This is a genomic window from Methylobacterium sp. HJ2 (assembly GCF_056431005.1).
On record NZ_JBWJYM010000001.1, the window covers coordinates 508,277 to 531,425 of the forward strand.

The 23,149-nt window shown below is 67.0% G+C and carries 19 protein-coding genes, 2 tRNA genes and 1 pseudogene; 12 read left to right on the forward strand and 10 right to left on the reverse strand.

The window, feature by feature from the left end; genetic code table 11:
* Positions 1-48 precede the first annotated feature (48 nt).
* On the reverse strand, positions 49-2,397 hold the full coding sequence (locus ACS5RC_RS02420; protein WP_478342223.1) for a PAS domain-containing sensor histidine kinase: 2,349 nt from the start codon (positions 2,395-2,397) through the stop codon (positions 49-51).
* A gap of 169 nt (positions 2,398-2,566) precedes the next feature.
* Positions 2,567-5,176, reverse strand: a complete 2,610-nt coding sequence (pepN, locus tag ACS5RC_RS02425; RefSeq protein ID WP_478342224.1) for an aminopeptidase N — start codon at positions 5,174-5,176, stop codon at positions 2,567-2,569.
* 281 nt (positions 5,177-5,457) lie between these two features.
* On the opposite strand from pepN, the gene ACS5RC_RS02430 reads away from it, so the two are divergent.
* Both ACS5RC_RS02430 and ACS5RC_RS02435 read left to right on the forward strand, forming a co-directional pair.
* Positions 5,458-6,750 (forward strand): adenylosuccinate synthase, encoded by a 1,293-nt coding sequence (locus ACS5RC_RS02430; RefSeq protein WP_478342225.1) that lies wholly within the window; start codon positions 5,458-5,460, stop codon positions 6,748-6,750.
* Positions 6,751-6,823: 73 nt separating this feature from the next.
* Positions 6,824-8,299 (forward strand): histidine kinase, encoded by a 1,476-nt coding sequence (locus ACS5RC_RS02435; protein WP_478342226.1) that lies wholly within the window; start codon positions 6,824-6,826, stop codon positions 8,297-8,299.
* Between the two features lie 115 nt (positions 8,300-8,414).
* Here the strand turns inward: ACS5RC_RS02435 and rpoH are convergent, their stop codons facing one another.
* Complete coding sequence (gene rpoH, locus ACS5RC_RS02440; RefSeq protein WP_478342227.1) at positions 8,415-9,317, reverse strand: RNA polymerase sigma factor RpoH; 903 nt, start codon at positions 9,315-9,317, stop codon at positions 8,415-8,417.
* Positions 9,318-9,572: 255 nt separating this feature from the next.
* The gene (locus ACS5RC_RS02445; RefSeq protein ID WP_478342228.1) at positions 9,573-10,592 is read right to left on the reverse strand and encodes an RluA family pseudouridine synthase; all 1,020 of its coding nucleotides are present in this window, start codon (positions 10,590-10,592) and stop codon (positions 9,573-9,575) included.
* 76 nt (positions 10,593-10,668) lie between these two features.
* On the opposite strand from ACS5RC_RS02445, the gene ACS5RC_RS02450 reads away from it, so the two are divergent.
* From ACS5RC_RS02450 to ACS5RC_RS02470, 5 genes are all read left to right on the forward strand, one after another.
* Positions 10,669-10,744: transfer RNA gene (locus tag ACS5RC_RS02450), tRNA-Glu, on the forward strand.
* A gap of 199 nt (positions 10,745-10,943) precedes the next feature.
* Positions 10,944-11,174: a hypothetical protein gene (locus ACS5RC_RS02455; protein ID WP_478342229.1), complete on the forward strand. Its 231-nt coding sequence runs from the start codon at positions 10,944-10,946 to the stop codon at positions 11,172-11,174.
* Positions 11,175-11,307: 133 nt separating this feature from the next.
* On the forward strand, positions 11,308-12,906 hold the full coding sequence (locus ACS5RC_RS02460) for an AMP-binding protein (RefSeq protein ID WP_478342230.1): 1,599 nt from the start codon (positions 11,308-11,310) through the stop codon (positions 12,904-12,906).
* Positions 12,906-13,157: an acyl carrier protein gene (locus ACS5RC_RS02465; protein ID WP_478342231.1), complete on the forward strand. Its 252-nt coding sequence runs from the start codon at positions 12,906-12,908 to the stop codon at positions 13,155-13,157. Before ACS5RC_RS02460 ends, ACS5RC_RS02465 begins: the two co-directional genes overlap by 1 nt.
* A gap of 11 nt (positions 13,158-13,168) precedes the next feature.
* On the forward strand, positions 13,169-13,990 hold the full coding sequence (locus tag ACS5RC_RS02470) for a WcbI family polysaccharide biosynthesis putative acetyltransferase (protein WP_478342232.1): 822 nt from the start codon (positions 13,169-13,171) through the stop codon (positions 13,988-13,990).
* A gap of 407 nt (positions 13,991-14,397) precedes the next feature.
* Here ACS5RC_RS02470 and ACS5RC_RS02475 read toward each other — a convergent pair.
* Positions 14,398-14,619 (reverse strand): annotated as a pseudogene (locus ACS5RC_RS02475) (IS701 family transposase); the annotation flags it as partial.
* A gap of 1,627 nt (positions 14,620-16,246) precedes the next feature.
* A tRNA-Arg gene (locus tag ACS5RC_RS02480) sits at positions 16,247-16,323 on the reverse strand.
* A 392-nt stretch (positions 16,324-16,715) separates the two neighbouring features.
* On the opposite strand from ACS5RC_RS02480, the gene ACS5RC_RS02485 reads away from it, so the two are divergent.
* The gene (locus tag ACS5RC_RS02485) at positions 16,716-17,141 is read left to right on the forward strand and encodes an RNA polymerase sigma factor region1.1 domain-containing protein (protein WP_478342233.1); all 426 of its coding nucleotides are present in this window, start codon (positions 16,716-16,718) and stop codon (positions 17,139-17,141) included.
* Positions 17,142-17,330: 189 nt separating this feature from the next.
* Here the strand turns inward: ACS5RC_RS02485 and ACS5RC_RS02490 are convergent, their stop codons facing one another.
* The gene (locus ACS5RC_RS02490; protein WP_478342234.1) at positions 17,331-19,094 is read right to left on the reverse strand and encodes an SLC13 family permease; all 1,764 of its coding nucleotides are present in this window, start codon (positions 19,092-19,094) and stop codon (positions 17,331-17,333) included.
* Between ACS5RC_RS02490 and ACS5RC_RS02495 the strand changes: the two genes are divergently transcribed.
* Entirely contained in the window at positions 19,080-19,673 is a 594-nt protein-coding gene (locus tag ACS5RC_RS02495) for a hypothetical protein (RefSeq protein WP_478342235.1), read from the forward strand. The two genes, ACS5RC_RS02490 and ACS5RC_RS02495, sit on opposite strands and share 15 nt — an antisense overlap.
* On the opposite strand, the gene ACS5RC_RS02500 is transcribed toward ACS5RC_RS02495, so the two are convergent.
* Positions 19,674-20,129, reverse strand: coding sequence for a CBS domain-containing protein (locus tag ACS5RC_RS02500; RefSeq protein ID WP_478342236.1), 456 nt, complete (start codon positions 20,127-20,129; stop codon positions 19,674-19,676).
* 268 nt (positions 20,130-20,397) lie between these two features.
* Between ACS5RC_RS02500 and ACS5RC_RS02505 the strand changes: the two genes are divergently transcribed.
* On the forward strand, positions 20,398-20,604 hold the full coding sequence (locus tag ACS5RC_RS02505) for a hypothetical protein (RefSeq protein WP_478342237.1): 207 nt from the start codon (positions 20,398-20,400) through the stop codon (positions 20,602-20,604).
* Between the two features lie 161 nt (positions 20,605-20,765).
* Here ACS5RC_RS02505 and ACS5RC_RS02510 read toward each other — a convergent pair whose 3' ends face one another.
* Both ACS5RC_RS02510 and ACS5RC_RS02515 read right to left on the reverse strand, forming a co-directional pair.
* Positions 20,766-21,035, reverse strand: coding sequence for a hypothetical protein (locus tag ACS5RC_RS02510; protein ID WP_478342238.1), 270 nt, complete (start codon positions 21,033-21,035; stop codon positions 20,766-20,768).
* A 266-nt stretch (positions 21,036-21,301) separates the two neighbouring features.
* Positions 21,302-21,826, reverse strand: a complete 525-nt coding sequence (locus ACS5RC_RS02515) for a hypothetical protein (RefSeq protein WP_478342239.1) — start codon at positions 21,824-21,826, stop codon at positions 21,302-21,304.
* 334 nt (positions 21,827-22,160) lie between these two features.
* On the opposite strand from ACS5RC_RS02515, the gene ACS5RC_RS02520 reads away from it, so the two are divergent.
* Both ACS5RC_RS02520 and ACS5RC_RS02525 read left to right on the forward strand, forming a co-directional pair.
* A complete protein-coding gene (locus ACS5RC_RS02520) occupies positions 22,161-22,691 on the forward strand; it encodes a T6SS effector amidase Tae4 family protein (protein WP_478342240.1) in 531 nt (176 codons plus the stop codon).
* 26 nt (positions 22,692-22,717) lie between these two features.
* On the forward strand, positions 22,718-23,068 hold the full coding sequence (locus ACS5RC_RS02525) for a hypothetical protein (RefSeq protein ID WP_478342241.1): 351 nt from the start codon (positions 22,718-22,720) through the stop codon (positions 23,066-23,068).
* Positions 23,069-23,149 lie beyond the last annotated feature (81 nt).

Below are 23,149 nucleotides of genomic sequence, written 5' to 3' on the forward strand. Positions count from 1 at the left end.
GTCAGGTCAATCCCGGCCTTTCCCGTTAGCGGACGCCTCGGGGCATCCTCAGGCCGAGGCGTCGACCGGCTGACTGGTTCTCCGGCCCGCCCCTGATGCCTCTCGCAGGGCCGCGACCGCATCCGCGGCGCTGGATCCCGGATCGAGGGCGGCCAGGCGCTCGGCCGTGGCGGCGGGCAACCGCACCAGCACGATCGTGCCCTGGCCGACCTCCGAGCGGATCCGCAGGGCGCCCCCGTGCAGCTCCGCCAGGGAGCGCGCGATGGCGAGGCCGAGGCCCGAGCCCGAATGGGTGCGGGTCATGTTGGTCTCGACCTGGACGAAGGGTTGGCCGAGCTTCGGCAGCACCGATTTCGGGATGCCGATGCCGCTGTCCTCGACGAAGAGGTTCACGTGGTCGCCGGCCTTGCGGACCCGGACGATCACCCGGCCCGTCGCGTTGGTGAACTTCACCGCGTTCTGCAGCAGGTTGAGCAGGATCTGATGGAGCGCCCGCTCATCCGCGAGGAGCGTCAGATCCGGCGCGACGTCGACCTGCAGGTCGACCGACTTGGCGCGGGCGGCCTCGGCCACGAGCTTCGTCGCATTCCCGATCGCCCGGGCGACCGGGAGCTCGCGCTGCGCGAGGCGGACGCGGTGGGCCTCGATGCGGGACATGTTGAGGATGTCGTCGATGACCGAGAGGAGGTAGTGCCCGCTCTCGCCGATATCGCGGCAATATTCCGTGTAGCGCGGCGATCCGAGGGGGCCGAGGACCTCGCTCGCCATCACGTCGGCGAAGCCGATGATCGCGTTGAGGGGCGTGCGCAGCTCGTGGCTCATATTGGCCAGGAAGTCGGACTTCGCTTGGCTCGCGCTCTCGGCGGTGGCCTTCTGGTCGAGGTAGCGCTCGGCGAGGTCGGCGAGCTGCTGGGTCTGCACCTCGAGGGTGCGGCGCGAGCGCTTGAGGTCCTTGACCGTCTCGATCAGCTCGCGCTCGGAGGCCACGAGCTGCTCCTGGTGCCGCTTCAGGTTGGTGATGTCGGTGCCGACGGAGACGTAGCCGCCGTCCTTGGTGCGCCGCTCGCTGATCTGCAGCCAGCGCCCGTCCGTCAGCTCGGCCTCGAAGGTCCGGGCGGTGGCGGCGCCGGTCTCGGGCATCTCGCGGCGGATCTGCGGGAGCACGCCGCGGCCCATCACATCGGCGTAGCGGCGGCCGGCCTGCGCATCCTCCGAGTTGAGGGCATGGAGGTGGCGGAATTTCGAATTGCAGAGCACCAGCTTGTTGTTGGTGTCCCAGAGCACGAAGGCCTCGGAGATCGCCTCGATCGCGTCGCGCAGGCGCATGTCGGCGGTGGCGCTGGTTTCCGCGAGATGCTGCTGCTCGCTGACGTCGATGGCGATGCCCACGAGGTGACGCCCGCCGCCGTCCGGATCCGGCACCACCTCGGCGCGGGTGCGCAGCCAGACATACGAACCGTCCGCGCTGCGCATCCGGAAGGCGTGGTCCACGGCGGTCTGGTTGGCGGCCAGCCCCCGGGCGAGGCTGTAGAGATCGCCGTCGTCGGGGTGGACGAGGGCGTTCACCGCCCCGAAGGAGAGGTATTCCTGCTCGCGGCGATAGCCGAGCAGGGCGTACATCGAGTTCGACCAGTAGATCCGCCCGCGCGGGATGTCCCAGTCCCAGAGCCCGCAGCCGCCGCGCCCGAGGGCGATGTCGAGCCGTTGGCGGATCTGCTCGCAGACGCGGCCGGCGCTCTGCGCTCGCCGGGTCTGCAGACCGTAGGCGAGGCCGACGCCGACGATCACCAGGGCGGCCGCGCCGATCAGGACGATCTGGTCGCGCGTGCGCGCGCTCCAGCCTTGCAGCAGCGGCTCCAGGGGCTGCGTCACCGCGATCCGACGCCCGTCCGGCAGGCGGTGCATGGCGGCCAGCATGGTCTCGCCGTCCGTCGGCGTCAGGGTCACGACCCCGGCGAGTTCGCCCAACGTCGTCAGCGCCTCCGCCTCGCCGAAGACCTCGGTGAGCGTCCGGGTCCCGGGCGGCAGCGGCGGGTGGGCCGCGACGATGCGCTCGTCGGTATCGATCAGCAGCAGGCGTCGCCCGACCCGGGCGATATCGCCGTGAGCGGGGCTGTGCAGCTGGCTCGCTCGGTCCGGCAGCGAGGCCGCCGCGAGGCGCAGATAGGCGTCGACCTCGGCCGCGGCCGTCGCGACGATCTCCTCGCGCTGGCTGCGGACATGCAGCGCCACCACGCCGACGAGGCAGGCCAGGAAGGTCGAGAGCAGGGCCGGGATCGCGAAGCGGAGGCCGGACTCGATCCGGCTGAGCCGGGTGGGCCGCGCCCGCGCTGGCCACTCGACCCCGAGAATCGTGTCCGCACGCGCGGAGAAGGAAGCGGAAGCCGCCTCCGGCATGGTCGAACCTCGCACGCGGGGTGATTGCATCTGGGGAGGCGCCCGGCGCCGTCCCGAATCTGTATGCAATATGATCATCCGGACGGCGGCTTGTCCACGGCTTTTTCCGCCGCGCGCTTGACAGGCCGCCCCTGTTGCGACTCTGCCCCGATTCTCAATTCGGCAGCGTTTACAAATGGTTAACCGGCGCAAGAGTCCGCGTCGCGATATCGGCCACGTCGCGGGATAGCGTGGGGATCGCCTTGATTTGCTTGAGCATTTCCTCGGCTTTGCGAGCCCGCACGAATGTCAGTTTCCGCCAGGATCCGAAGGCCGTCAGGAGCTTCGATGCAACTTGACGGTTAGTCCCGTCGAGCGCCGCGACGGTCTCTCCGACCAGGTCGAAGCCGGCCCCGTCCGCGCGGGCGAACTGGGTGGGATTGCCGAAGGCGAAGCTGCCGATCAGGGCCCGAACCCGATTCGGGTTGGTCATCGCGAAGGCCGGATGCTCCCTCAGCCGCGCGATGCGCGCGAGGGTGCCGGCCTCCGGGATCATGGCCTGGATGGCGAACCACTTGTCGAGGGCGAGGGGCTCGTCCGCGAAGCGCAGCGCGAAGCGCGACAGGGCGTCCTCGCGGGCCTCGCCGGGGATCAGCGCCAGGGTGCCGAGCGCCGCGAGGCGGTCGGTCATGTTGCTCGCCGCCTCGAACCGGTCCGTCGCGCGGGCCTCGCCCGCTGCCGGGTCCGCCGCCGCGACGAGGTCGAGGGCGGCGTTGCGCAGGGCCCGTCGGCCGGCCGAGGCCGCATCGGGGCTGTAGGCCGTGCCGGGCGGCACGGCGAGCGCGGCGTCGAGGGCGTCGAGGCGCGGGCGCAGGATCCGCCCGAGATCGCGCCGCAGCGCCGTCCGGGCCGCATGGATCACGTCCGGGTCGACGTCGGCGTCGAGGGTGTTGGCGACCTCGCCCTCGCCGGGCAGCGCGAGCACCAGGGCGGCGAAGGCCGGGTCGCGTTCCGCCTCGGCGTCGAGCACGAGGCCGAGCGCCTGCCCGAAGGCCTCGGCCGAGCCGCCCGCGCGCATCAGGCCGAGCGCCAGGTCCTGGGCCGCCTGCCACCGGTTGAACGGGTCGGGATCGTGGGCGAGCAGCGTGAGGCGGTCGGCTTCGGAGAGATCGATCTCCAGCCGCACCGGCGCGGAGAAGCCGCGCAGCAGCGAGGGCACCGGTCGCTCCGCCACGCCCTCGAACCGGACGACGGACCGCGTCGCGTCGAGGACGAAGAGCCCGTCTCGCAGATCGGGGCAGCGCGCCGCCGCGAGCGATCCGCCCGAGCCCACGAGGCCGAGAGCCACCGGGATCACCAGTGGCGGCCCGCCATCGAGGCTTTGCGACAGCGTGAGGGAGAGGCTCCGCTCCGCGGGATCGTAGGTCGCCTCGGCGGCGAGGACCGGCGTGCCGGGCCGGACGTACCACTGGGCGAAGGCGGCGAGGTCCCGCCCGCTTACCGCCGCGAACGCCGCCAGGAAATCCTCGACCGTGGCGGCGCGCCCGTCATTCTCCGCGAAGTAGCGGTCCATGCCGGCCCGGAACAGCGCGGGCCCGAGCAGGGTGGCGAGCATGCGGACGATCTCGGCGCCCTTCTCGTAGACGGTGGCCGTGTAGAAGTTGTTGATCTCCGCATAGGCGCTCGGACGCACCGGATGGCGCAGCGGCCCGGCATCCTCCGGGAACTGGCGGGCGCGCAGCTGGCGCACCTCGGCGATGCGGTGCACGGCGCGCGAGCGCATGTCGGAGGAGAATTCCTGGTCGCGGTAGACGGTCAGACCTTCCTTGAGGCAGAGCTGGAACCAGTCGCGGCAGGTCACGCGGTTGCCCGACCAGTTATGGAAATATTCGTGCGCGATGATCGCCTCGATCGCCGCGTAATCGGCGTCGGTCGCGGTCTCGGGGGAGGCCAGGACGTACTTGTCGTTGAAGATGTTCAGGCCCTTGTTCTCCATCGCCCCCATGTTGAAGTCGGAGACCGCCACGACGTTGAACACGTCGAGATCGTAGGCGCGGCCGAAGGCGCGCTCGTCCCACGCCATCGAGCGGATCACGGCATCGAGGGCGTAGCCGGCCCGGTCTTCCTTCCCCGGCTCGACATGGACCGCGACCGCGACCTCCCGGCCCTCCATCGTGCGGAAGCGCGTCGAGACCGCGCCGAGACGGCCGCCGACGAGGGCGAACAGGTAGGCGGGCTTCGGGTGGGGATCGTGCCAGACGGCGTAGTGCCGGTCGGCTCCGGCGGCGCCGGATTCGACCGGGTTGCCGTTGCCGAGGAGCACAGGCGCCTCCGCGCGCTCGGCCTCGATGCGTGTTGTGTAGACCGAGAGCACGTCCGGGCGGTCGAGGAAGTAGGTGATGCGCCGGAACCCGTCCGCCTCGCACTGGGTGCAATAGACCCCGCCGGAGCGGTAGAGGCCCATCAGCTCGGTGTTGGCGGTCGGATCGATCTCGGTGACGATCGTCAGGACGAAGGGCCGCTGCGGCGGGCGGGCCAGCACGAGACCCGACGGGCTCGCCGCGTAGGCGTCAGGCGGCAGCGGATTCCCGTCGAGCGCGAGCGCCACGAGGACGAGGGCGTCCCCGTCGAGCTGCAGCGGGGCCCGCGCCTCACCCTCCGGGTTCGGGCGCAGGCTCAGCGCGGCGGTGACGCGGGTGCGCCGTGGATCGAGGCTGACGTCGAGATCGACCCGGTCGATGAGGTAGTCGCTCGGCCGGTACTCGGAGAGCTGGATCAGCAGGGGCGTCTCGGTTCGCATCGGCTGGGGATCCTCGGCAGGCGGGGGGAGGGGGCTTTCGGGCGCGCTCGAGTGATGTTTAGGGCCGGCCAGGCGCGCTGTCGCCAGCACCGTCCGGCCGGGAGGCTCGCTCGCGGCCGGCTTGGTCGGCGCCCGCGCCGTACACGCCCAAGTCCGGCGCGACCGGGCCCGTTGCTTGATTTCCCGGGCGGGATCGCGGAAAGGGGCTCACGGCAACGGGTTAACCGTCCCCGTATGGGCGGTTCCGTCCGCGCGGCACCGGCACGAGATCGAAGGCACGCATGGCGAACGTCGTCGTCGTAGGCGCCCAATGGGGCGATGAGGGCAAGGGCAAGATCGTCGACTGGCTCTCCGAGCAGGCCGACATCGTGGTCCGCTTCCAGGGCGGCCACAATGCGGGGCACACCCTCGTCATCGACGGCGTCACCTACAAGCTCGCGCTGCTGCCCTCGGGCGTCGTGCGCGGCGGCAAGCTCTCGGTGATCGGCAACGGCGTCGTCGTCGATCCCTGGCACCTCGTCGACGAGATCGCCCGGCTCCAGGGCCAGGGTGTGTCGATCTCGCCGGAATCCCTGCGGATCGCCGACAACGCGACGCTGATCCTGCCGCTGCACCGCGAGCTCGACCATTTCCGCGAGACCGCCAATGTCGGTCTGAAGATCGGCACGACCAAGCGCGGCATCGGCCCCGCCTACGAGGACAAGGTCGGGCGCCGCGCCATCCGCGTCGTCGATCTGGCCGATACCGACACGCTGCCGGCCAAGATCGAGCGGCTGCTCGCCCACCACAACGCCCTCCGGCGCGGTCTCGGCATCGACGAGGTCGACGCCGCGGCGCTCCTGAAGGAGCTGACCGAGATCGCGCCGACGCTGCTCCCCTACGCGGCGCCGGTCTGGGCTCTGCTCGACGAGGAGCGCCGCCACGGCAAGCGCATCCTGTTCGAGGGCGCCCAAGGCGCGCTCCTCGACGTGGACCACGGCACCTATCCGTTCGTCACCTCGTCCAACATCGTCGCGGCCCAGGCGGCGACGGGCTCGGGCCTCGGCCCGGGGGCGATCGGCTACGTGCTCGGCATCGCCAAGGCCTACACCACCCGCGTCGGCGAGGGCCCGTTCCCCACCGAGCTGTTCGACGAGATCGGCGAGACGATCGGGCGCAAAGGCCGCGAATTCGGCGTCAACACCGGCCGCAAGCGCCGCTGCGGCTGGTTCGACGCGGTGCTGGTGCGCCAGACCGTGCGCACCTCCGGCATCGACGGTATCGCGCTGACGAAGCTCGACATCCTCGACGGCTTCGAGGAGATCCGGATCTGCACCGGCTACCGCCTCGACGGGCGCGTGATCGACCACCTGCCGGCGAATCAGGCCGCGCAAGCGCGGGTCGAGCCGATCTACGAGACCATGCCGGGCTGGTCCGAGACCACGGCCGGCGCCCGTTCCTTCGCGGAACTGCCCGCCTCGGCGATCAAGTACGTGCGCCGCCTGGAGGAGCTGATCGGAGCGCCGGTCGCCCTGCTCTCGACCTCGCCGGAGCGCGACGACACCATCCTGATGCACAACCCCTTCGAGGATTGAGCGCGCCGGGCCCGGGCTTCGCGCGCTCCGGCGCGGGGCAGGGCTCGGGCCGAGGGGACCGGACCGGGACAGCATGGCCGACTACTTCCCGCTGCTGGCGCGCGCCCTCGATGCGCTGCCCGATCGGACGCCGGCGATGCGCCGGGCCGTCTACGAGCGGGCGCGCAACGCGCTGGTGACGCAGCTCCGCTCGATCGATCCGCCGCTCTCCGAGGGCGATATCGATCTGGAGCGGCAGGCGCTCGACGCCGCGATCGGGCGGCTGGAGGCGACCTACGACGTGCCGCCGCCGGCCAACGATCCGGCCGCGCCCGCGGTCGAGCCCCCGTCCGCTCCGGAACCCGCGCCGGTCGTCCCGCCCGCTCAGACCATCGATCCGCTGGCGCCTCGGAGCGAGAGCGAACCCGCCCCGGAGCCGCGCTTCGAAGCCGAGAGCGAACCCAAGCCCTTCCTGCCGCCCAAGCCCTTCCTGCCGCCCGCGCCGGAACCGATCTTTCCGACGGCCCCGGTGCCGGAGGTGCCGCGCGAGCCGCCGGTGCCGATCGCCCCGCCGCGCTCGGCCGCGACCGAACCGGCCACCGAAGCGCAGGCGCAGGAGCCGGCGGGTCTCGATCCGGCGGGCAGCGGGCCTTCCGCGCCGCCGGCCCCCGGTCCGGCCGAAGCGTCGGGGCGTGATGCCGGGGGCGGGCGCCAGCAGCGACCGCGGATCGACGTGGTGGCCCCCCGGAGCCGGTCGCGCCTGTTGCGCAACGCCTTCGTGGCGATCGTCCTCGTGCTGGTGATCGGCATGATCGCGGTGGCGGCCTATTTCCTGCGTGACAAGCCGTCCGAATTGCAGGCGGGCGATGCGGGCAGCCCGGGCGCTCAGCAAGCGGAGGCGCCGGACGCGAAATTCGCCGACCGGGTCGGCGGCGAGCCCGCTCCGGCCGAGCGGCCGGGACAGGCGCCCATCGCTCCGAAAGCGGCGGAGGGAACCGCGCCCACCTCCCCGGCGAGCGATCTCGCGGTCGCGCAGCGCGCGGTTCTCGTCGAGGAGGCGACCGCGCCCTCGGACCAGCCGTCCACGATCAGCGGGCGGGCGATCTGGCGGCTCGAATCCGTGAGCGGCGAGCAGGGCCAGCCGCTGGAGACGGCGCTCGTTGCCACCGTCACCATCCCGGATGCCGGCCTGACACTCGTGATGACGATCCAGCGCAACCTCGACGCGACGCTCCCGGCCTCGCACACGATCAATCTGGTCTTCAGCCAGACCGGAGCGGATGCAGCCAAGCGCGTCGTTCAGGATATTGGCCTGCTCCAGGCCAAGGACGACGAGAACGCGCGCGGGACCCCGGTCTCGGGCCTGCCGGTACCGGTCGACAAGAACCGGTTCCTCATCGGCCTGTCGTCGCTGCGCAGCGACGTCGACCGCAACACGGACCTGCTGCTCCACCGCAACTGGTTCGATCTCGGGATCCGCTACACGGACGGTCGCCGCGCCGTGCTGACCTTCGAGAAGGGCAGCGCGGGCGCTCAGGCGATGCAGCGCGCCTTCGACCAGTGGCGCTGAGGGCGCCGCGCCGTCCCGTTCGACACCGACGCTCAGGGCGCACGCCAGCGCCGGGCGCGGTCCGGTAGGGGCCCGCGCTCTCAGGGAGTTTCCGTGAGCCGGCGACCGGCGCCGCTCAGGCGCCGGGCTGGGCGGCTTCCCGGCCTGCCGAGGCCTCGCGCACCGCGAGGTTGCGCTTGACCGCCTCCTGGACCTTCTCGAAGGCCCGCACCTCGATCTGACGCACCCGCTCGCGCGAGACGCCGAACTCTCCGGAGAGGTCCTCCAGGGTGATGGGGTCGTCGGCCAAGCGGCGCGCCTCGAAGATCCGGCGCTCGCGCGGGTTGAGCACGCCGAGCGCGTCGCGCAGGGCGGTGAGGCGGTTCTGCCCCTCCTGCTCGCGCACGAGCACGGTCTCCTGGCTCGGGCTGTTGTCCACGAGCCAGTCCTGCCACTCGCCCTCGCCCTCCTCGCGCAGGGGCGCGTTGAGCGACGTGTCGCCCGACAGGCGCCGGTTCATGTCGATCACGTCCTGCTCGGGCACGCCGAGCCGGGTGGCGATCTGGGCGACCTGATCGGGCTTGAGGTCGCCCTCGTCGAGCGCGGAGATCTTGCCCTTCGCCTTGCGCAGGTTGAAGAAGAGCTTCTTCTGGTTGGCCGTGGTGCCCATCTTCACGAGCGACCACGAGCGCAGGATGTATTCCTGGATCGCCGCCTTGATCCACCACATGGCGTAGGTCGCGAGCCGGAAGCCCTTGTCGGGGTCGAAGCGCTTGACCGCCTGCATCAGGCCGACATTGCCCTCGCTCACGACCTCGCCGATCGGCAGGCCGTAGCCGCGATAGCCCATGGCGATCTTGGCCACGAGGCGCAGGTGCGAGGTCACGAGCCGGTGCGCGGCCTCGCGATCGCCCCCGTCCCGCCAGCTCTTGGCCAGGGTGAATTCCTCCGACGGCTCGAGCATCGGAAACTTGCGGATCTCGTCGAGGTAGCGCGACAGGCCACCTTCGTTGGCGAGCACGGGCAATGCGCCTGCCATGGCATCTCTCCTTGGGTGGTCCCCCGAGCGGGCGGACGCATGATGCGGACCGCCGCTCCTTGAGCCGGCCGTTCGACTCACCATCTGTAAAGGGTAAGCCTCGGGGCCGGTAGCGGGTCCGCGACCCGAACATCACCCTCAACGCACGAGGGGCCCAGTCGGTTGAGACTGGCACGAATGGTCGCGGCCCGGCGTGTCCTATCGCACAAATCCGAACTTTTTCTTGACCGTGTCGCGCCCGTCACGGCGCGTCCGTCACCGATCGGCGTTCTGCCCATCGAGGGCGGCGATCAGCCGGGCGAGGTCGGCCGGCGCCGGGCTCTGAAACCGGAGCGTCTCACCCGTTCTCGGATGGGCGAAGCCGAGCAACTCGGCATGCAGCGCCTGCCGCCCCAGTGCCGCGAGTGCGGCGCGCGCCGCCTCCGGGAGGCGGGCGGCCTTGGTTCGGAAGGCTGCCCCGTAGACCGCGTCGCCGAGCAGCGGATGCCCGATATGGGCGAGATGGACGCGGATCTGGTGCGTGCGCCCGGTCTCGAGGCGGCAGCGCACCAGGGCCGCCTCGGCGCCGTAGCGCGCCGCGACCGCGTAGTGGGTGACCGCGTGCCGGCCTTCGCCGGGGCGGACCACCGCGATCTTCTCCCGGTTGTGACGGCTGCGGGCGAGATCGGCCGTGACGGTGCCCTTGGGCGGCTCGGGCGTCCCCCAGGCGATCGCCAGATAGGCGCGCTCCAGCGGCCCGCTGCGGCCGTGGTCGGCGAATTGCGCCGCGAGGCCCTGATGCGCCGCGTCGTTCTTGGCCACCACCATCAGGCCGCTGGTGTCCTTATCGAGGCGATGGACGATGCCGGGTCGGCGCACGCCGCCGATCCCCGACAGGCTGTCGCCGCAATGGCTGATGAGGGCGTTGACGAGGGTGCCGGTCTCGTGGCCCGGCGCCGGATGCACCACGAGCCCGGCCGGCTTGTCGACCACCACGAGGTCGGCGTCCTCGTAGCAGATCGCGAGGTCGCGGCGCTCGGCAGCCGGCTCCGGCGCTGTCGCGGCCGGCACGACGACGGCGAGCTCGGCGCCCGGCGCGACCTTGAGCGCGGGGTCGCGCACCACCGTCCCGTCGCGGCTGACATGGCCCGTCCGAACGAGATCCTGGAGACGCGAGCGGGACAGGTCGGGAAACAGGGTCGCGAGGGCCCGGTCGAGCCGCCCGGCGGACGCCTCCGCCGCGACGATCCCGTGCCGCTCCGCCCCACCCGCATCGACCGCCACCCGAAACTCCACGTTTTCCGACAAAGCCGGCGGACGGCCCTTGCCCCTGCGCCGAGCCGTGGGTATAGGAACGCCACGCCGCCGGAAAGCTCCCATCGTCTAGCGGTCTAGGACGTCGCCCTCTCACGGCGAAAACAGGGGTTCGATTCCCCTTGGGAGCGCCAGCCGCGTCAAGTATCTAGCACCAGAACTTCGGGTCGTCTCATATTCGCGTCTCACACAACGCTCTGGCTGAAGGAGCGGTGCATTATGCCTATTTGGCAGCACACTCTGCTCAAGCCGAAGACGCCCGGGCCGCAAGCGTCGGCCTCACGCCGTGCGCGAATGCCCTCGCTACCCGCATAGCTGTCCAGCCAGGACGTTTTGAGCTTCGCCGCAGCTCAAGTCGGACTTGAGTGCGCGGCGGGCTTACGTCCGGATGGTCGCCAAGCTCGACATCGGCCAGACCTGATCGGCGGCGGCTACCTGCTCGACCTCGCCGAAGCGGTCCAGGGGCACAAGCCGACGGTGCTGGCGCTTGCCGATCCGGACCGAGAAGTCAGGCGCACCATGGTGCGGACCGCGATCCTGCTGGGGAGGCCCGAGAAGGCATGACCCTCCTGCCGGCGACTGGCGCAAGGGCCGGGGCAGGACCAGCTATTGCGGCCCGGCACGGTTTGCTCGATCTGAGGATAGCCCTTATGGAATTGCCCTTGCCTCAGAGCATCGCAACCGGCGAGGATTGACGTTGGCACACCTTTTTCAGGCGCTGCTTGATCGTGCCCATGCGGAGGCCGATCAGCCCTTCTGCATCCTTGTCCAAGGCGCCCGTGAAACCACCGTTACGGTCGGCGACGTGATTAGGTCATCGGCTGCCATCGGACGCGAGATCACCGGGAAGGGCATTGAGCCAGGCTCCGTGGTTCTGATCGTCCTAGAGCATTCCGAGTTTCTGTATTCGTCGTTTATGGGAACATTGCTTGCGGGCTGTGTTCCGAGCTTCATGGCGCCGCTAACTCGTAAGCAGGATCCCGCCGTCTATCACAGCTCGTTTGCCGCGCTGATCGATCGGATCGAACCGGCCGCCATCATCACCTCGGAGAGGTCAGCCAGTTCGATCCCGTGCATCGACGCGGCCATCATCACCGTTGATCGGCTGCCGCCGGCTGATGACGAAGCGGTTCAGGCTCAAGCCGCTCGCGCCTGCGCCTTGCGTGGCGGGGACACGGCTTTTCTTCAACACAGCTCCGGGACGACCGGCCTGAAAAAAGGGGTTATGCTATCGCATGACGCGGTGCTGACGCAGTGCCGCCTGTACGCCGAGTCTATCGGCATTCAGGCCGGAGACACGATCGTCAGTTGGCTGCCCTTGTATCACGACATGGGGCTCATCGCCTGCTTTCTGCTTCCGGCGGTCGTCGGTGCGCCGATCGTCAGTCTCGACGCGCTGGAGTGGGTGATGCGACCCACAAGCCTCCTTCAGCGCATTGAGCAGCATCAGGGGCGCTATGTTTGGCTCCCCAATTTTGCCTTTCAACACATCGTGCGGCTCGACCCTGGCAAACGAAAATGGGATCTTAGTTCGCTGAAGGCGATTATAAGCTGCTCGGAACCCTGTCGATCAGCCACCTTCGAAGCATTCCTAGGCAAATACGGGGACTCCGGACTGAACCCGGAATCGCTGCAGGTCAGCTATGCCTTGGCCGAGAACGTTTTTGCAGCCACCCATACACCGCCAGGGGCGGTCGCACGACCCGGCGTTGGGTCGAGAACTCAAGGGTTCGCAGCTTGCGGGGTCCCACTCTCCGAGACCGAGATCGCGATTCGGTCGAATGACGGAAGTCGCTTGCTGGCCGGCGAGGTCGGAGAAATCTGGATTCGGAGTTCATGTCTGTTCGAGGGCTATTTCCGACAGCCCGACCTGACTGCACAAAAGCTGCACGAGGGATGGTATCGAACCGGCGACCTCGGAACCCTCGAGGACGGACAGCTCTTCGTTATCGGCCGGCTTGATGATCTCCTGATCGTCAACGGCAAGAACCTGATGGCCCATGAGATCGAGGATCAACTTAACACCATTGCCGGCCTGACGCCTGGACGCGTGCTAGTGCATGGTCGTTTCGACGATGCCCTCGGAACCTCGCAACTGGTCATTCTGGCAGAATCTCAGACGGACCCCGGAGATCGCGCCCCGATCGAAGCGGCGGTGAGAAGCGCTGTTTACTCCGCGAGCGGTGTTTATCCATCACAAATAGCTTTCCTAGATCCTGGATTTCTAATCAAGTCGAGCAGCGGAAAAATTTCCCGCGCAGCGACGATCAAAAAATATTCTGAGGGGGCTATGTAATGATGACCGAACAGGAAGTCCTAGACCGCATTACGCAAACCATGCGCGAAACATTGAAGGGCGCCTCGTCCATACCCGCTGCCACCCGGTCTATGACAGCCAACGATGTCGAAGGGTGGGACTCCTTGAGCCACGCACTGCTGATCCTTAATATCGAAAGCGATTTTGATATCGAACTTCCGCTGGATAGGACCCTTGAGATGGATAATGTCGGAGATCTAGTCGATCTTATCCAAGAAGCAATAAAATAAGGCTTCGGACTATGAAAAGAAAAAGTATTGTGGTCTATGGTAACTGTCAGGGGGCGGTCCTTTATGATTTTTTGCGGAGCGCTTCGGCAATCGCAAATCAATATGATATCTTTTATCACTTTGTTGAAGTTTTAGATCATGAAAAGGATGTTAAACAACGTCAAGTCGATCAAGCTGACATTTTTCTCGCACAGGATGTGCAAGATTGGCAGGGTTATCCATTTAGGGAACAAGCAGAAAGGAAAATATTTGGCAAATTCCCATTTGTGAACTTCGGCTCTCTATGGCCATTCGACGCCGCCCATGGGCAAAGAGATGAAGTTGCGATAGCCCTAAACCAAAACTTACCGGATACTTTGCGTTTTTCTTATCAAGACAGCCTGCTTGCGAAATTGCGAAGCGAAATACCTGGTCAAGACGATCGTTTCAATGCGTACCGAGATTTAAGCCATGGGCGTAAGACGAACTTCCAAAGGCTTCTGCAACTAGAGACTGTCAGGCTGCAAGCTACAGACCAACGGTTCGGAACGAATTTAACGGACTATATTATTGATAATCTTCGTATAAAGAGGTTGTTTCATACTGTAACTCATCCGACTACTGACCTAATCGAAAAAATTGCGGTCGCCGCATGCAAGTTGGTTGGGTTGCCGGCAACGTTCTCGGCAAAAGAAATTCCTGATCACGCACAAGGCTATCAGGTTCCATTGCACCCAATTTTGATTTCAGATTTAGGAATCAAGTGGGCGAATAATTTAACGAGGTATAATTTCAAAGACCGACAGCTTACATTCGACGCGTATTACCGTGCATATATATTTATCTATGGCTAGTGCAGTGACGTGGGTGGATGACTCACGCGTACGATGAGATGTGCGAGTCTGTGCGATGGCTAAGACGGTATGCGTGCTTCTCGGTGCGACCGACGCGGAACGGCTGGCTGCGATCGTGAGCGAACGCTCTCGGCCGCTCCAGCACACCCGGCGCGGCCGCATCGTTCTACTCTCAGCCGAGCGCCCGAGTGTCCAGGACGTCGCCCAACGGGCCGGCGTCGAAGGTTTGCTGCGCGACAAGGCACGTCCGCCCGGCACGCCGCCTCATTCGATTTAGCACTACCTGGGCACTTTGAGGTCAGATGGCAGCCGGAAGCGGCGCTGACAGTGCGGGCATCGCATGGGCGGGATGACAGCGACGAACAGTCGGCCGATGATGGCGTGACGCACGGCGAGCAGTCTTGGAGACGGTGGTGGACGCGGGAGGCCGGCCGCCTTTTTTTCCCCCAATCCCTCCGGTCGGGCCCAGCCAAACGCAGGTGCTGCAGGTAAGCACAGGCGATGCACGTTATGAGCGCGTGCCGGTGCAACCCGGTGCAAGAGCGGCCCTCGAAGTGGTCGAGGCCGAGTTCCTCTTTGAGCTGCCGGCGGCCCTGCTCGCAGACCCAGCGCGCCTTGATCGTTCCGGCTGGATGCCCGGCGATTTCTCCATCTGTAGCCCAGTCAGAAAAATCCGTCCGTTGATCGGATGCCCGGCTTCGCTTCCGGCCTTGACGTCATGCTGGTGGCGCGCGATCAGCAGTTCTGGGTCTTGGCGCCGTTCCCGATCTATATTGCGGAGGAAAACAGCTCCAGATCCTGGCCGTGATGTGTTGTCGTTTGCTGAACCGGCGATCATTTCTTTGGAAATCAATCCAGCCGCCCTGGGGATCGACGACGTATTCGGACCGATGCGTAGCGTCTGCACTGACCACTCAGCGTGTCCCGTCGTTCATGCGGCAGATCGATTTCGGTGGTTGCCGGCCGCAGCGGTGAGCGGACGGATCCTGATGCCTGTGTGCCGTTTGACGTGACCAGCTTCGCGCCGCAGATGAGTATGAATCGGCCAACGGAAGGCGGTCGCTCAGCCCGCGCATTGTCGAGATTACAGATTGGATTTGTAATATACCCCGTAAATTTGAGTCAGAGCGACCATTTCCATCATTGTAATTTGATATATTGCGCTCTCGCAGAATTTTACTATAGCGAAAGGAGTATTAATCGTTATCGAGAGAGTGTGGCCGACCGACAAGCCATTGCATCGCACATGTTTCGCCAAACGTGGTCCCATCGGCTCCGGTCACAAGATTCGCTGGGTCGGTTCGCCTCCGCAACGTCGGCCTCGTGACCATCTTCGCCCCCTGTCAGGAGCAGTGGATCGTCTGGCGAAAGCACAGCTTGACCAGCTCAAATCCGGTCCAGCGCTCCGACACGGCCACTTCTTTCGTACCTGGCAGCCCGCGGCAGATGAAAGATCGGAGCGGCTTCGGGCTTGGCCGGTCATCGTTCCCGGCTGCTGTGATCGGCCGCGCTGAACTTCATCCGCCATCGCCCGTTGCCGCTCATCGATATCAGAGAGGACACTCCGATGAGGCAGACGACGTTCGGAATGGCAGCTTTCCTGACCTTCGCGCTCGGTGGATCCGCATTGGCGCAGGGAGCCACGGCGATCCCCGAGGGTGCATCGCGTCCCGCTCCGCTGGAGGTCGGTGCTGAGCCGAGGCAAGGTGCGGCACCCACTTTGAGAGAATCGGAAGCGACGACGGGCACCGTCACGCGGGTGTCTCCGCCCACCAGCGGGGTCGGCGGTACCCCGAGCACCGGAGGGCCCGGCACGGATGGTGTGACACTCAGCCCGGCCGTCCCCGCGCGGTAGCAGCTGAAGGGGCGGGCGACACCGCGCGCGCAGGTTAGATAGGGATTCGCCTCAGCAATCGGGATCAGAGGGTGGGCGCCGCTTACGGCGTGTCCGATCCCGGTCGTTATGGGATGTTCTTGGACACGGGTCGCTCGACGGCTTCGGCGCCCGCGAAGCCGGGATGCGGAGCCGCGGACGCAGATACCGCGGCGAGCCAGTCGAAGGCATCGCCGATCGCGTCCGGGTCGACAATCTTAAAGATCCGGAAGGTCGGCGTAGTGGGATCAGGCGCGGTAGACGGTGTGATGGCCCGTACATGTCGGCGACGCCCCGACCGCAGCGGATAGGCAGTTCACGCCGCTTGCTTTCGCGGCGCCATATGAACCGCGCTCCGCAACATTCTAAGTCATTGAGAAGCTTGGCGCACCCGACACGATTCGAACGTGTGACCTTTGCCTTCGGAGGGCAACGCTCTATCCAGCTGAGCTACGGGTGCTGACCGACGCCGTGATTAGCCGAAGCTGGCGTCGCGCGCAACGGGGATACGGGGGCTGTCGCGCTCGAAGAGATCCTGGCGTGACCGTCCTCAGGCAACGGTCACGCGGTCTAATCGTGTCGCGGGGTGGGGATGGGATGTCGGAGAGGCACCGGCCTTGTGCCCGGTCCATCGACAGAAGGTGGGCGGCTCGGCGCTGTGGCATTCGGTCGGGCTGCGGCTCCCGCAGGCGGGCGCTTCATCGCACTGGCCGGAAGGCACATGCTGGCGAGACCGAGGGTCAGGTCGCTCCTTTGCGACACGATGTAGATCCCAGGGCCCTTTCGCGTGCGATGCGACGGCGCCTCGCGGTGCATGGGGCCTTGGCCCCTCAAAGACGATAGGGAAGCGCGATGGATGGCACGATCGACCGCGGAACACTCGACCGGCTGATCGCGCGCGGCCGTGGGCGCGGGGCCCTGACGGTCGACGAGTTTCAGGCAGCCTTTCCGGTCGACAGCCTCGACGTGGACACCCTCGTCCTGGTGATGCTGGAGTTGGAGGCTGCCGGCGTCAGCGTCGAACCGGACGGGTTCGGACTGCGCGCGGACCGGCCCGTGCCTCTCGTGCCCGAACTGCCCGTTGCATCGGTGGATGTCCCGCCAAAAGCCCCCAGGGCTGCTGCGGGCGGAGGGCCGTCGGCCGGACCCTCGGGGGAGACCGTGCTGGCACCTGCCGCAGCCGGGTCGTCCGGAGAGGGCACCAGCGTCGACCGGATCGTGCTCCTGTCCGGCCTCGCGGCGTTCCTGATCCTGGCAATCGTCCTCATTCTGGTCTGATCCTGCGCGGGTCTCGGCGCAGAAGCGCTTGCTGCCTCGGAGAAGATTGCCGCGTTTCCGTCGCGCGACCCGACCGCTCGCGTTCTCGGGGTGGATGCCGAGCCCAGCCGCTCGGCAAGAGCGGTGCCGTGGAGGACACCGCGACCTGGCGTTCTCGTCGGTGCGCCTGAAGGGGGTGCGATGGGCACGTCACCGAAGGCTGAGCGGCCATATGAAGGCAATCATCGGCACGCCCACGATCAGCACGATGAGGGAGAGAGGAAACCCCAGGCGCGCATAATCGCCGAAGCGGTAGCCGCCCGGTCCCATGACGAGGGTGTTGCACTGGTGTCCGATCGGCGTGAGGAAGTCGCAGGCTGCGCCGAGCGCCACGGCCATCAGGAACGGATCAATGTTGAGGCCGAGCCGCGTCGCAAGCTTGGCGGCGATCGGGCCCATCACCAGGACGGTCGCCGCGTTGTTGAGGAACGGCGTCACCGCCATTGCGAGGATGAGGACCGTGCCGAGCGCCATCACAGGCGACAAGCCTTGCACCAGGGTGGTGAGGTGCGCGGCGATGAGATCGGCCCCTCCGGTGCTGCTGACCGTCTCGGAGATCGGGATCAGGGCGCCGAGCAGGACCAGCACCGGCCATTCCACCGCCTGATAGGCCTCGTGGGGCGTCATGCTGCGCAGGAGCAGGATCGCGACCACGGCACCGAAGAAGGCGACCGCCACCGGCACGACGTGGAGGGCGACCAAGGCCATCGCCGCGAGCAGGATCGCGGCCGGCAGCCAGCTCCGATCGTTGCGGCCAAGGGCGATCTCGCGCGCTGCGAGGGGCAGCACCTTGAACGCGCCCAGTGCGGGCGCCAGCGCGCCGGCTCGGCCGCGCACCACCACCACGTCCCCCGGCCGGAAGCGGACCGAGGAGAGGCGCTGCTCGATGCGTCGGCCGCGCCGGCTCACGGCGAGGATGCCGAGGCCCGACGCGCGTTCCAGATCGAGCTGACCAGCCGTTCGGCCCACCAGGTCGGACTCCGCCGTGACGACACCCTCCATCACGACGGCCTCGGCTGCGGGCGCGGCGCCCGCGAGCGTGAGGCCGGTGCGCGCCACGAAGCGCTCGAGCGCGTCAGGCTCGCCGTTCAGCAGGAGCACGTCGTCGTCCTGCAAGCGAAACTCCGCGCTGGCGGGATAGCGCCGGAAGCGCTCGCGCAGGACCGTCGCGATCCGCACGTCGCCGTCCCCCTCGGCCTCCAGCGCCGCCACGGTGCCGCCGACCGTCCGGTGGCCGATCGGCAGGCGCGCCTCGGTGGTATACCGTTCGAGGGTGAAGGCCGCCTCCATCGAGCGGGTGCCTCCGTCCCGCCGCGGCAGAAGGCGCCATCCGAGGCACAGGAAGGCGAAGCCGGCTGCCGCCACGCAGAGGCCCACGGGCGCGTAGTCGAACATGCCGAACGGCTTGCCGGTCAGATCGGCCCGGACCTTCGAGACGATCACGTTGGGTGAGGTGCCGACGAGGGTGACGATGCCGCCGATCAGGGAGGCGAAGGCCATTGGCATCAGCATCGCGGAGGCCGGCGTGCCGCTTCGGCGGGCGAGCTGCAGCGCGATCGGCATGAAGATGGCCAGCGCACCCACGTTCTTCGTCACCATCGAGAGGAGCAGCACCCCGCCCACGAGGATTGGGACCTGCCGTCCTGTGCTCGTCAGATGGGGCATCAGCGGCCGCATCAGGGTCTCGACCGCGCCCGAGCGGGCGATCGCCGCCGAGAGGACGAGCGCGGCCCCGACGATGATCACGATGTCATCCGAGAACCCAGAGAAGGCCTTGTCGGCAGGCACGAGGCCGATCGCTATGCCGGCGGCGAGCGCGGTGAGCGCCACGACGTCATAAGGCAGGCGATCCCAGACGAACGCCGCGACGGTTACGCCGATCAGACCGAAGGCGAGCACTTGATCGACGGTCATCTGGGGACACCTGAACGCTGCGGCGCGGGGTGGGAGAAACGGGTGTTGCAGCTAGTCCAGGGTCGACCGGAGCGCCAGCCGCTCGAGAGCCCGCGAGAGGCAATCGATCGCCGTCATCGCGAAATGCCGCCGAGCCGTCGCCAGATCGCGGAAGCGGTCGGCCAGAAGGTGCTCTACGGCTTCCTGCAGAACCGGCACCAGACGCGGATGCCCCTGAGCGTCAACGTGGCGCGGCTCGCCGAAGCGGACCGCGCGGCTCTCGCGGGCTTTGCCGCGGTGGCGGCCCGTGCATGCGATGCGGATGCTGCCCCCGGCCGGGTGCGGACGTGGCTCTCCAGCTCCGGGGCGGATGCCGCGCTGATCGCGGCTTTCGACGTCGCCCTTCAATCGCCCCCACCCCTCGACGCAGCCCTTGCCCTGTTGGCGGAACCCGATACCGCGCTGATCGCCTTCATCCTGTGCTTGGTCGCCGCGCGCGGCGCGGGCCCCGCCGGATGGGCCTTCGCCCATTACGTCGCGCTGCACCGCGCGTTGCCGACCGCGGCGGTGCGCGCCGCGGAGCGCCGCTACAGGGCCTGATCAGCGCGGATCGGACCCTTCGGTGAGTGCCTGAAGGGAGACCTGCAGGGCGTCATCGTTCACGAGCAGGTGCCGGGAGATGTCGGCGAGGGTCAGCCACCCAACGACCGTGCGGCGTCCGTCGAGCACCGGCAACCGCCGGATGTAGTTCGCAACCATGACGTCCATTGCCGCGCGGAGCGTGTCGTCCGGGCCGCAGGACAGGACAGGACGGGAGGCCACCTCCTGCATGGTGACGGCTGTCGGGTCGCGTCCACGTGCCACCACCCGGTAGAGCAGGTCCCGATCCGTAACGATGCCGACGAGATCCTCGGCCGAGCCGACCGGCACGGCACCGACCTCGATCTCGCCCATCAGGACGGCCGCGTCCTGCGCGCTCGCATGTGGATCGATGAATTCGACGTCCCGCGTCATCACGTCGGCGACACGAAGGTGGTCTGCGGTGAGGCTCGACATCGGGTTCTCTGAGGATTGCGCTGGCTAAGCCAATCGCGCGCCCTGGTCCAGCGCGGCGTCACGGTGCCGCCCTGCACGGCGCAGCCGATGCGCTCGTGCGCGCCTATCTCGGCCTCGCTGTTTGGACGCATTGTTGGTGCGAGACGCCGTCCCGCCAGTGGAGCCGCGGTCTCGCCGACCAGGTCACATCGGGCAGCCTTCGGCGGATGCGCGTTGCCGTCTCGATCGCCGCCATCTCGGCAGCCACGGCGCGCCTCTGGACGCGGGCATGAGTGCGATCGCTCTTTTGCCGATCACACGGGCTTGCGCGTTCGCACGCGGCTGCGCGCTGATCCGTGCCACCCGCGCCCATTCCGCTCCTGTCACGCGCGTGCTCGTGACGACGGCTGGGCTGGTCGTCCTGACGGCTTGGCTATCGCGCGGTCCGGACGAGAGCTTGGCGCTCGACGGCATCACCCTGCTCGACGCCGGGTGAGGGAGACAGCAACGGCGTGCTCTTCCCTCAGGAGTTCACGCGTCTGGATCTTAAAATATTCCGGCGTCCATTCAATGCCGCTCGTGCTGGGAGACACGGTGGCGGCTTGGAATTCCCATCGGGCATCGGGCCGGCTGCGCTCTGCAGCCGGCCCGACCGTCTCAGCGCTCGCGGCGCTCGCGAACGATGGTCCGCTCCTCGCGCTCCTCGACCCGGCCGCGACGCGGCTCCGGATCGACGCCGAGCACCCCACCGACCGTGCCGGTGGCAGCCCCGACGGCACCGCCCACGACACCGCCGACAGGACCGGCCGCACGATTGCCGTCTTCGATACCGCGTTCGGCGCCGCGGACGGTGCCTTGCGCCTGAGCCGGCATGCTCAAGACGGCCGGGGACAGGAAGAGAGCGACGATCAGGAAAGTGCGCTTCATCAGGGGTTCTCTGGGTTCGAAAGGAAGCCCTGGTTCTGGTCGGGGAACCGGCTTCGGTTCTGATCAACGTCCAGGATCCGAAAAAGTGGCGCCGGGGTCTCGGCGGAGGCCTTGGCGGCCATGAGCGGGGTGTGGGCTGATGCAGCGGCCTCAGTCGGTCTGCGCTGCCCGAACCGGCCGATCGAGAAGGATGACAGCCGTCTCGCTGGTCGCTCAGAGCAGTTGAGAATAAGGCCTTGGTGGTTGAATCCTTCACCTTGAACACATCAAGGCGTAGCGGCGGTCGCGGCGGGCGTCTTCGAGAGCAACCAATCCGGCCCGAACATATGAGCGTCTTTCAGACCCTTTCCTTTGGGTGCGGCTGACAGGGGCGGATCCAATTGATAGACCAAATGCCACGATCCGCCCGGATAGGCCGAGGCGGCATATTTCTGTTTCGCCGTCTCGGGCGCACCCAGGACGGCAATCAAGGTCAATCGTTGCCGTTCTGCCTCACTCAACGCCTGTAGGATCCAGTAGACGTTGTAGCCCCCACCGGAAAATCCGTAGAACGCAGTGATATCGTCCCGGCGTTGGAACGTCTCCAGGGCAAATATTGTCTGCGGACTGCGCGACCTGGTGCTGCCCCCACGATCGCCCGAGATGTCGAGAACCTCGCCGGTGAACCCGACGCGCTGCGCATATTGGGTTGCCGCGGTCTCATGGAGAGCGCCCTTCGAGTAATCCTTCGGATTGCCGTTCTCGTCGGGGAAGGTGCCGCTGTTGCCTCGCAGGATGAGCATGGTCGGCATGTCTGACCTCCTCGCATCAACGGGTAGAACGCCCTCGTTCGGAGACGGCATCAATTCGAGAACGGGACGCACACGTCCGGACAGGCTGCCCGGTCCTGCTCGATCCACCGTGGTCAGAGAGGATTCTGCGGCGGTGCAGGTTTGAGCGGCGACCTGTAATATCGCACGGCACTCCAGCGCTGGCGAGCGCTGAAATCAGGTTTGCGTGCCAATAGCCAAGCTTCCTATCGAGTAAGTCTGACGATCAAGACTGGCCATCAACCTGACGGGCACTGGACAGGTCGCGAGGCCGCAGGCAATCTCGGCGACCAGTCGAACCGTCGCGAGGTGTATCGTGGCCAAGCCGAGCTTCGATTTGATGTGGGCGAATTTCCCCGACCACAGCAAGTATCCGACCTTGAAGGATCTGTTCGGTTGGCTGGGCGGTGGCCTGAAGCGAAACATCGACGAGCCCGGCTTCGGCCCGGCCGGGAACACGTGCGCGGCACGGATGTCGCGGGCGCTCAACTATGGCAACCACCCGATCACGGCCAAGCAGATCAAGCAGTTGAATCTCAATGCTCTGCTCGGAGACGACAAGAAGCTCTACCTGTTCCGCGTGCGTGAACTCCGAACCTACCTGACCCATACCATCGGGGTGACGCCCAAGATCGTGAAGAAGGGTTTTCAGGGCGCGTTCGCGGGCGAGCGCGGCATCGTCGCCTTTCGCGTCGCCGGGTGGCAGAGCGCCTCCGGTCATATCGCCCTCTGGGACGGATCCTCGTTCCGAGAGAACGATCACGACGATTACCGCGCCCAACAGGACGATCCGAGCACCGCAGAGAACGAAGGCACCGTAGAGGAGATGGTCCTTTGGCCGCTGTGAGAGGGACGCGCACGACGCTGGGTCTCGTGCTTCTGCTGCAGGCCCTCGCCGGATCGACCTTTGCGAAGCCGCGTCCGCGAAGTGCCTCGAGCGAAGACCTGTCTCTTGCACGCTCCTACGTGCTCGCGTCCTGCCTCATGAGCCGATATCCCGACACCCCGATAGCGCGTGAGGCGGATGCCTGGGCCGCCGGGCTTGTCGAGAACGGCCGGATACCGGGCGCACTCTACAAGGACCTGGCAGAGATCGGCCGCACGAGGGCGCCAGCGCCTCTGACGGCCACAGGCGGAATTGCCTTGCGGTTCGACAGCTGCCTCAAGCTCTACGACGATCCTGAGGTGCTCATGCTGATCCGTCGAACGCTCTCCAAACGCTGAGCGCGTCCCCGACCTGGAGCCTCGCATGTGGCAGATGCGTGGGTTGGACCCCCAATCGGCTGTCGAGGTTCTGCAATCGGC

Excerpts from the sequence above, each read along its gene's own strand:
- ACS5RC_RS02485 (WP_478342233.1), top strand. The coding sequence starts at position 16,716 with ATGGATGGCACGATCGACCGCGGAACACTCGACCGGCTGATCGCGCGC.
- rpoH (WP_478342227.1), bottom strand. The coding sequence starts at position 9,317 with ATGGCAGGCGCATTGCCCGTGCTCGCCAACGAAGGTGGCCTGTCGCGC.
- ACS5RC_RS02430 (WP_478342225.1), top strand. The coding sequence starts at position 5,458 with ATGGCGAACGTCGTCGTCGTAGGCGCCCAATGGGGCGATGAGGGCAAG.
- ACS5RC_RS02515 (WP_478342239.1), bottom strand. The coding sequence starts at position 21,826 with ATGCCGACCATGCTCATCCTGCGAGGCAACAGCGGCACCTTCCCCGAC.
- ACS5RC_RS02420 (WP_478342223.1), bottom strand. The coding sequence starts at position 2,397 with ATGCCGGAGGCGGCTTCCGCTTCCTTCTCCGCGCGTGCGGACACGATT.
- ACS5RC_RS02435 (WP_478342226.1), top strand. The coding sequence starts at position 6,824 with ATGGCCGACTACTTCCCGCTGCTGGCGCGCGCCCTCGATGCGCTGCCC.
- ACS5RC_RS02505 (WP_478342237.1), top strand. The coding sequence starts at position 20,398 with ATGAGTGCGATCGCTCTTTTGCCGATCACACGGGCTTGCGCGTTCGCA.
- ACS5RC_RS02490 (WP_478342234.1), bottom strand. The coding sequence starts at position 19,094 with ATGACCGTCGATCAAGTGCTCGCCTTCGGTCTGATCGGCGTAACCGTC.
- ACS5RC_RS02470 (WP_478342232.1), top strand. The coding sequence starts at position 13,169 with ATGAAAAGAAAAAGTATTGTGGTCTATGGTAACTGTCAGGGGGCGGTC.
- ACS5RC_RS02500 (WP_478342236.1), bottom strand. The coding sequence starts at position 20,129 with ATGTCGAGCCTCACCGCAGACCACCTTCGTGTCGCCGACGTGATGACG.
- pepN (WP_478342224.1), bottom strand. The coding sequence starts at position 5,176 with ATGCGAACCGAGACGCCCCTGCTGATCCAGCTCTCCGAGTACCGGCCG.
- ACS5RC_RS02465 (WP_478342231.1), top strand. The coding sequence starts at position 12,906 with ATGATGACCGAACAGGAAGTCCTAGACCGCATTACGCAAACCATGCGC.
- ACS5RC_RS02510 (WP_478342238.1), bottom strand. The coding sequence starts at position 21,035 with ATGAAGCGCACTTTCCTGATCGTCGCTCTCTTCCTGTCCCCGGCCGTC.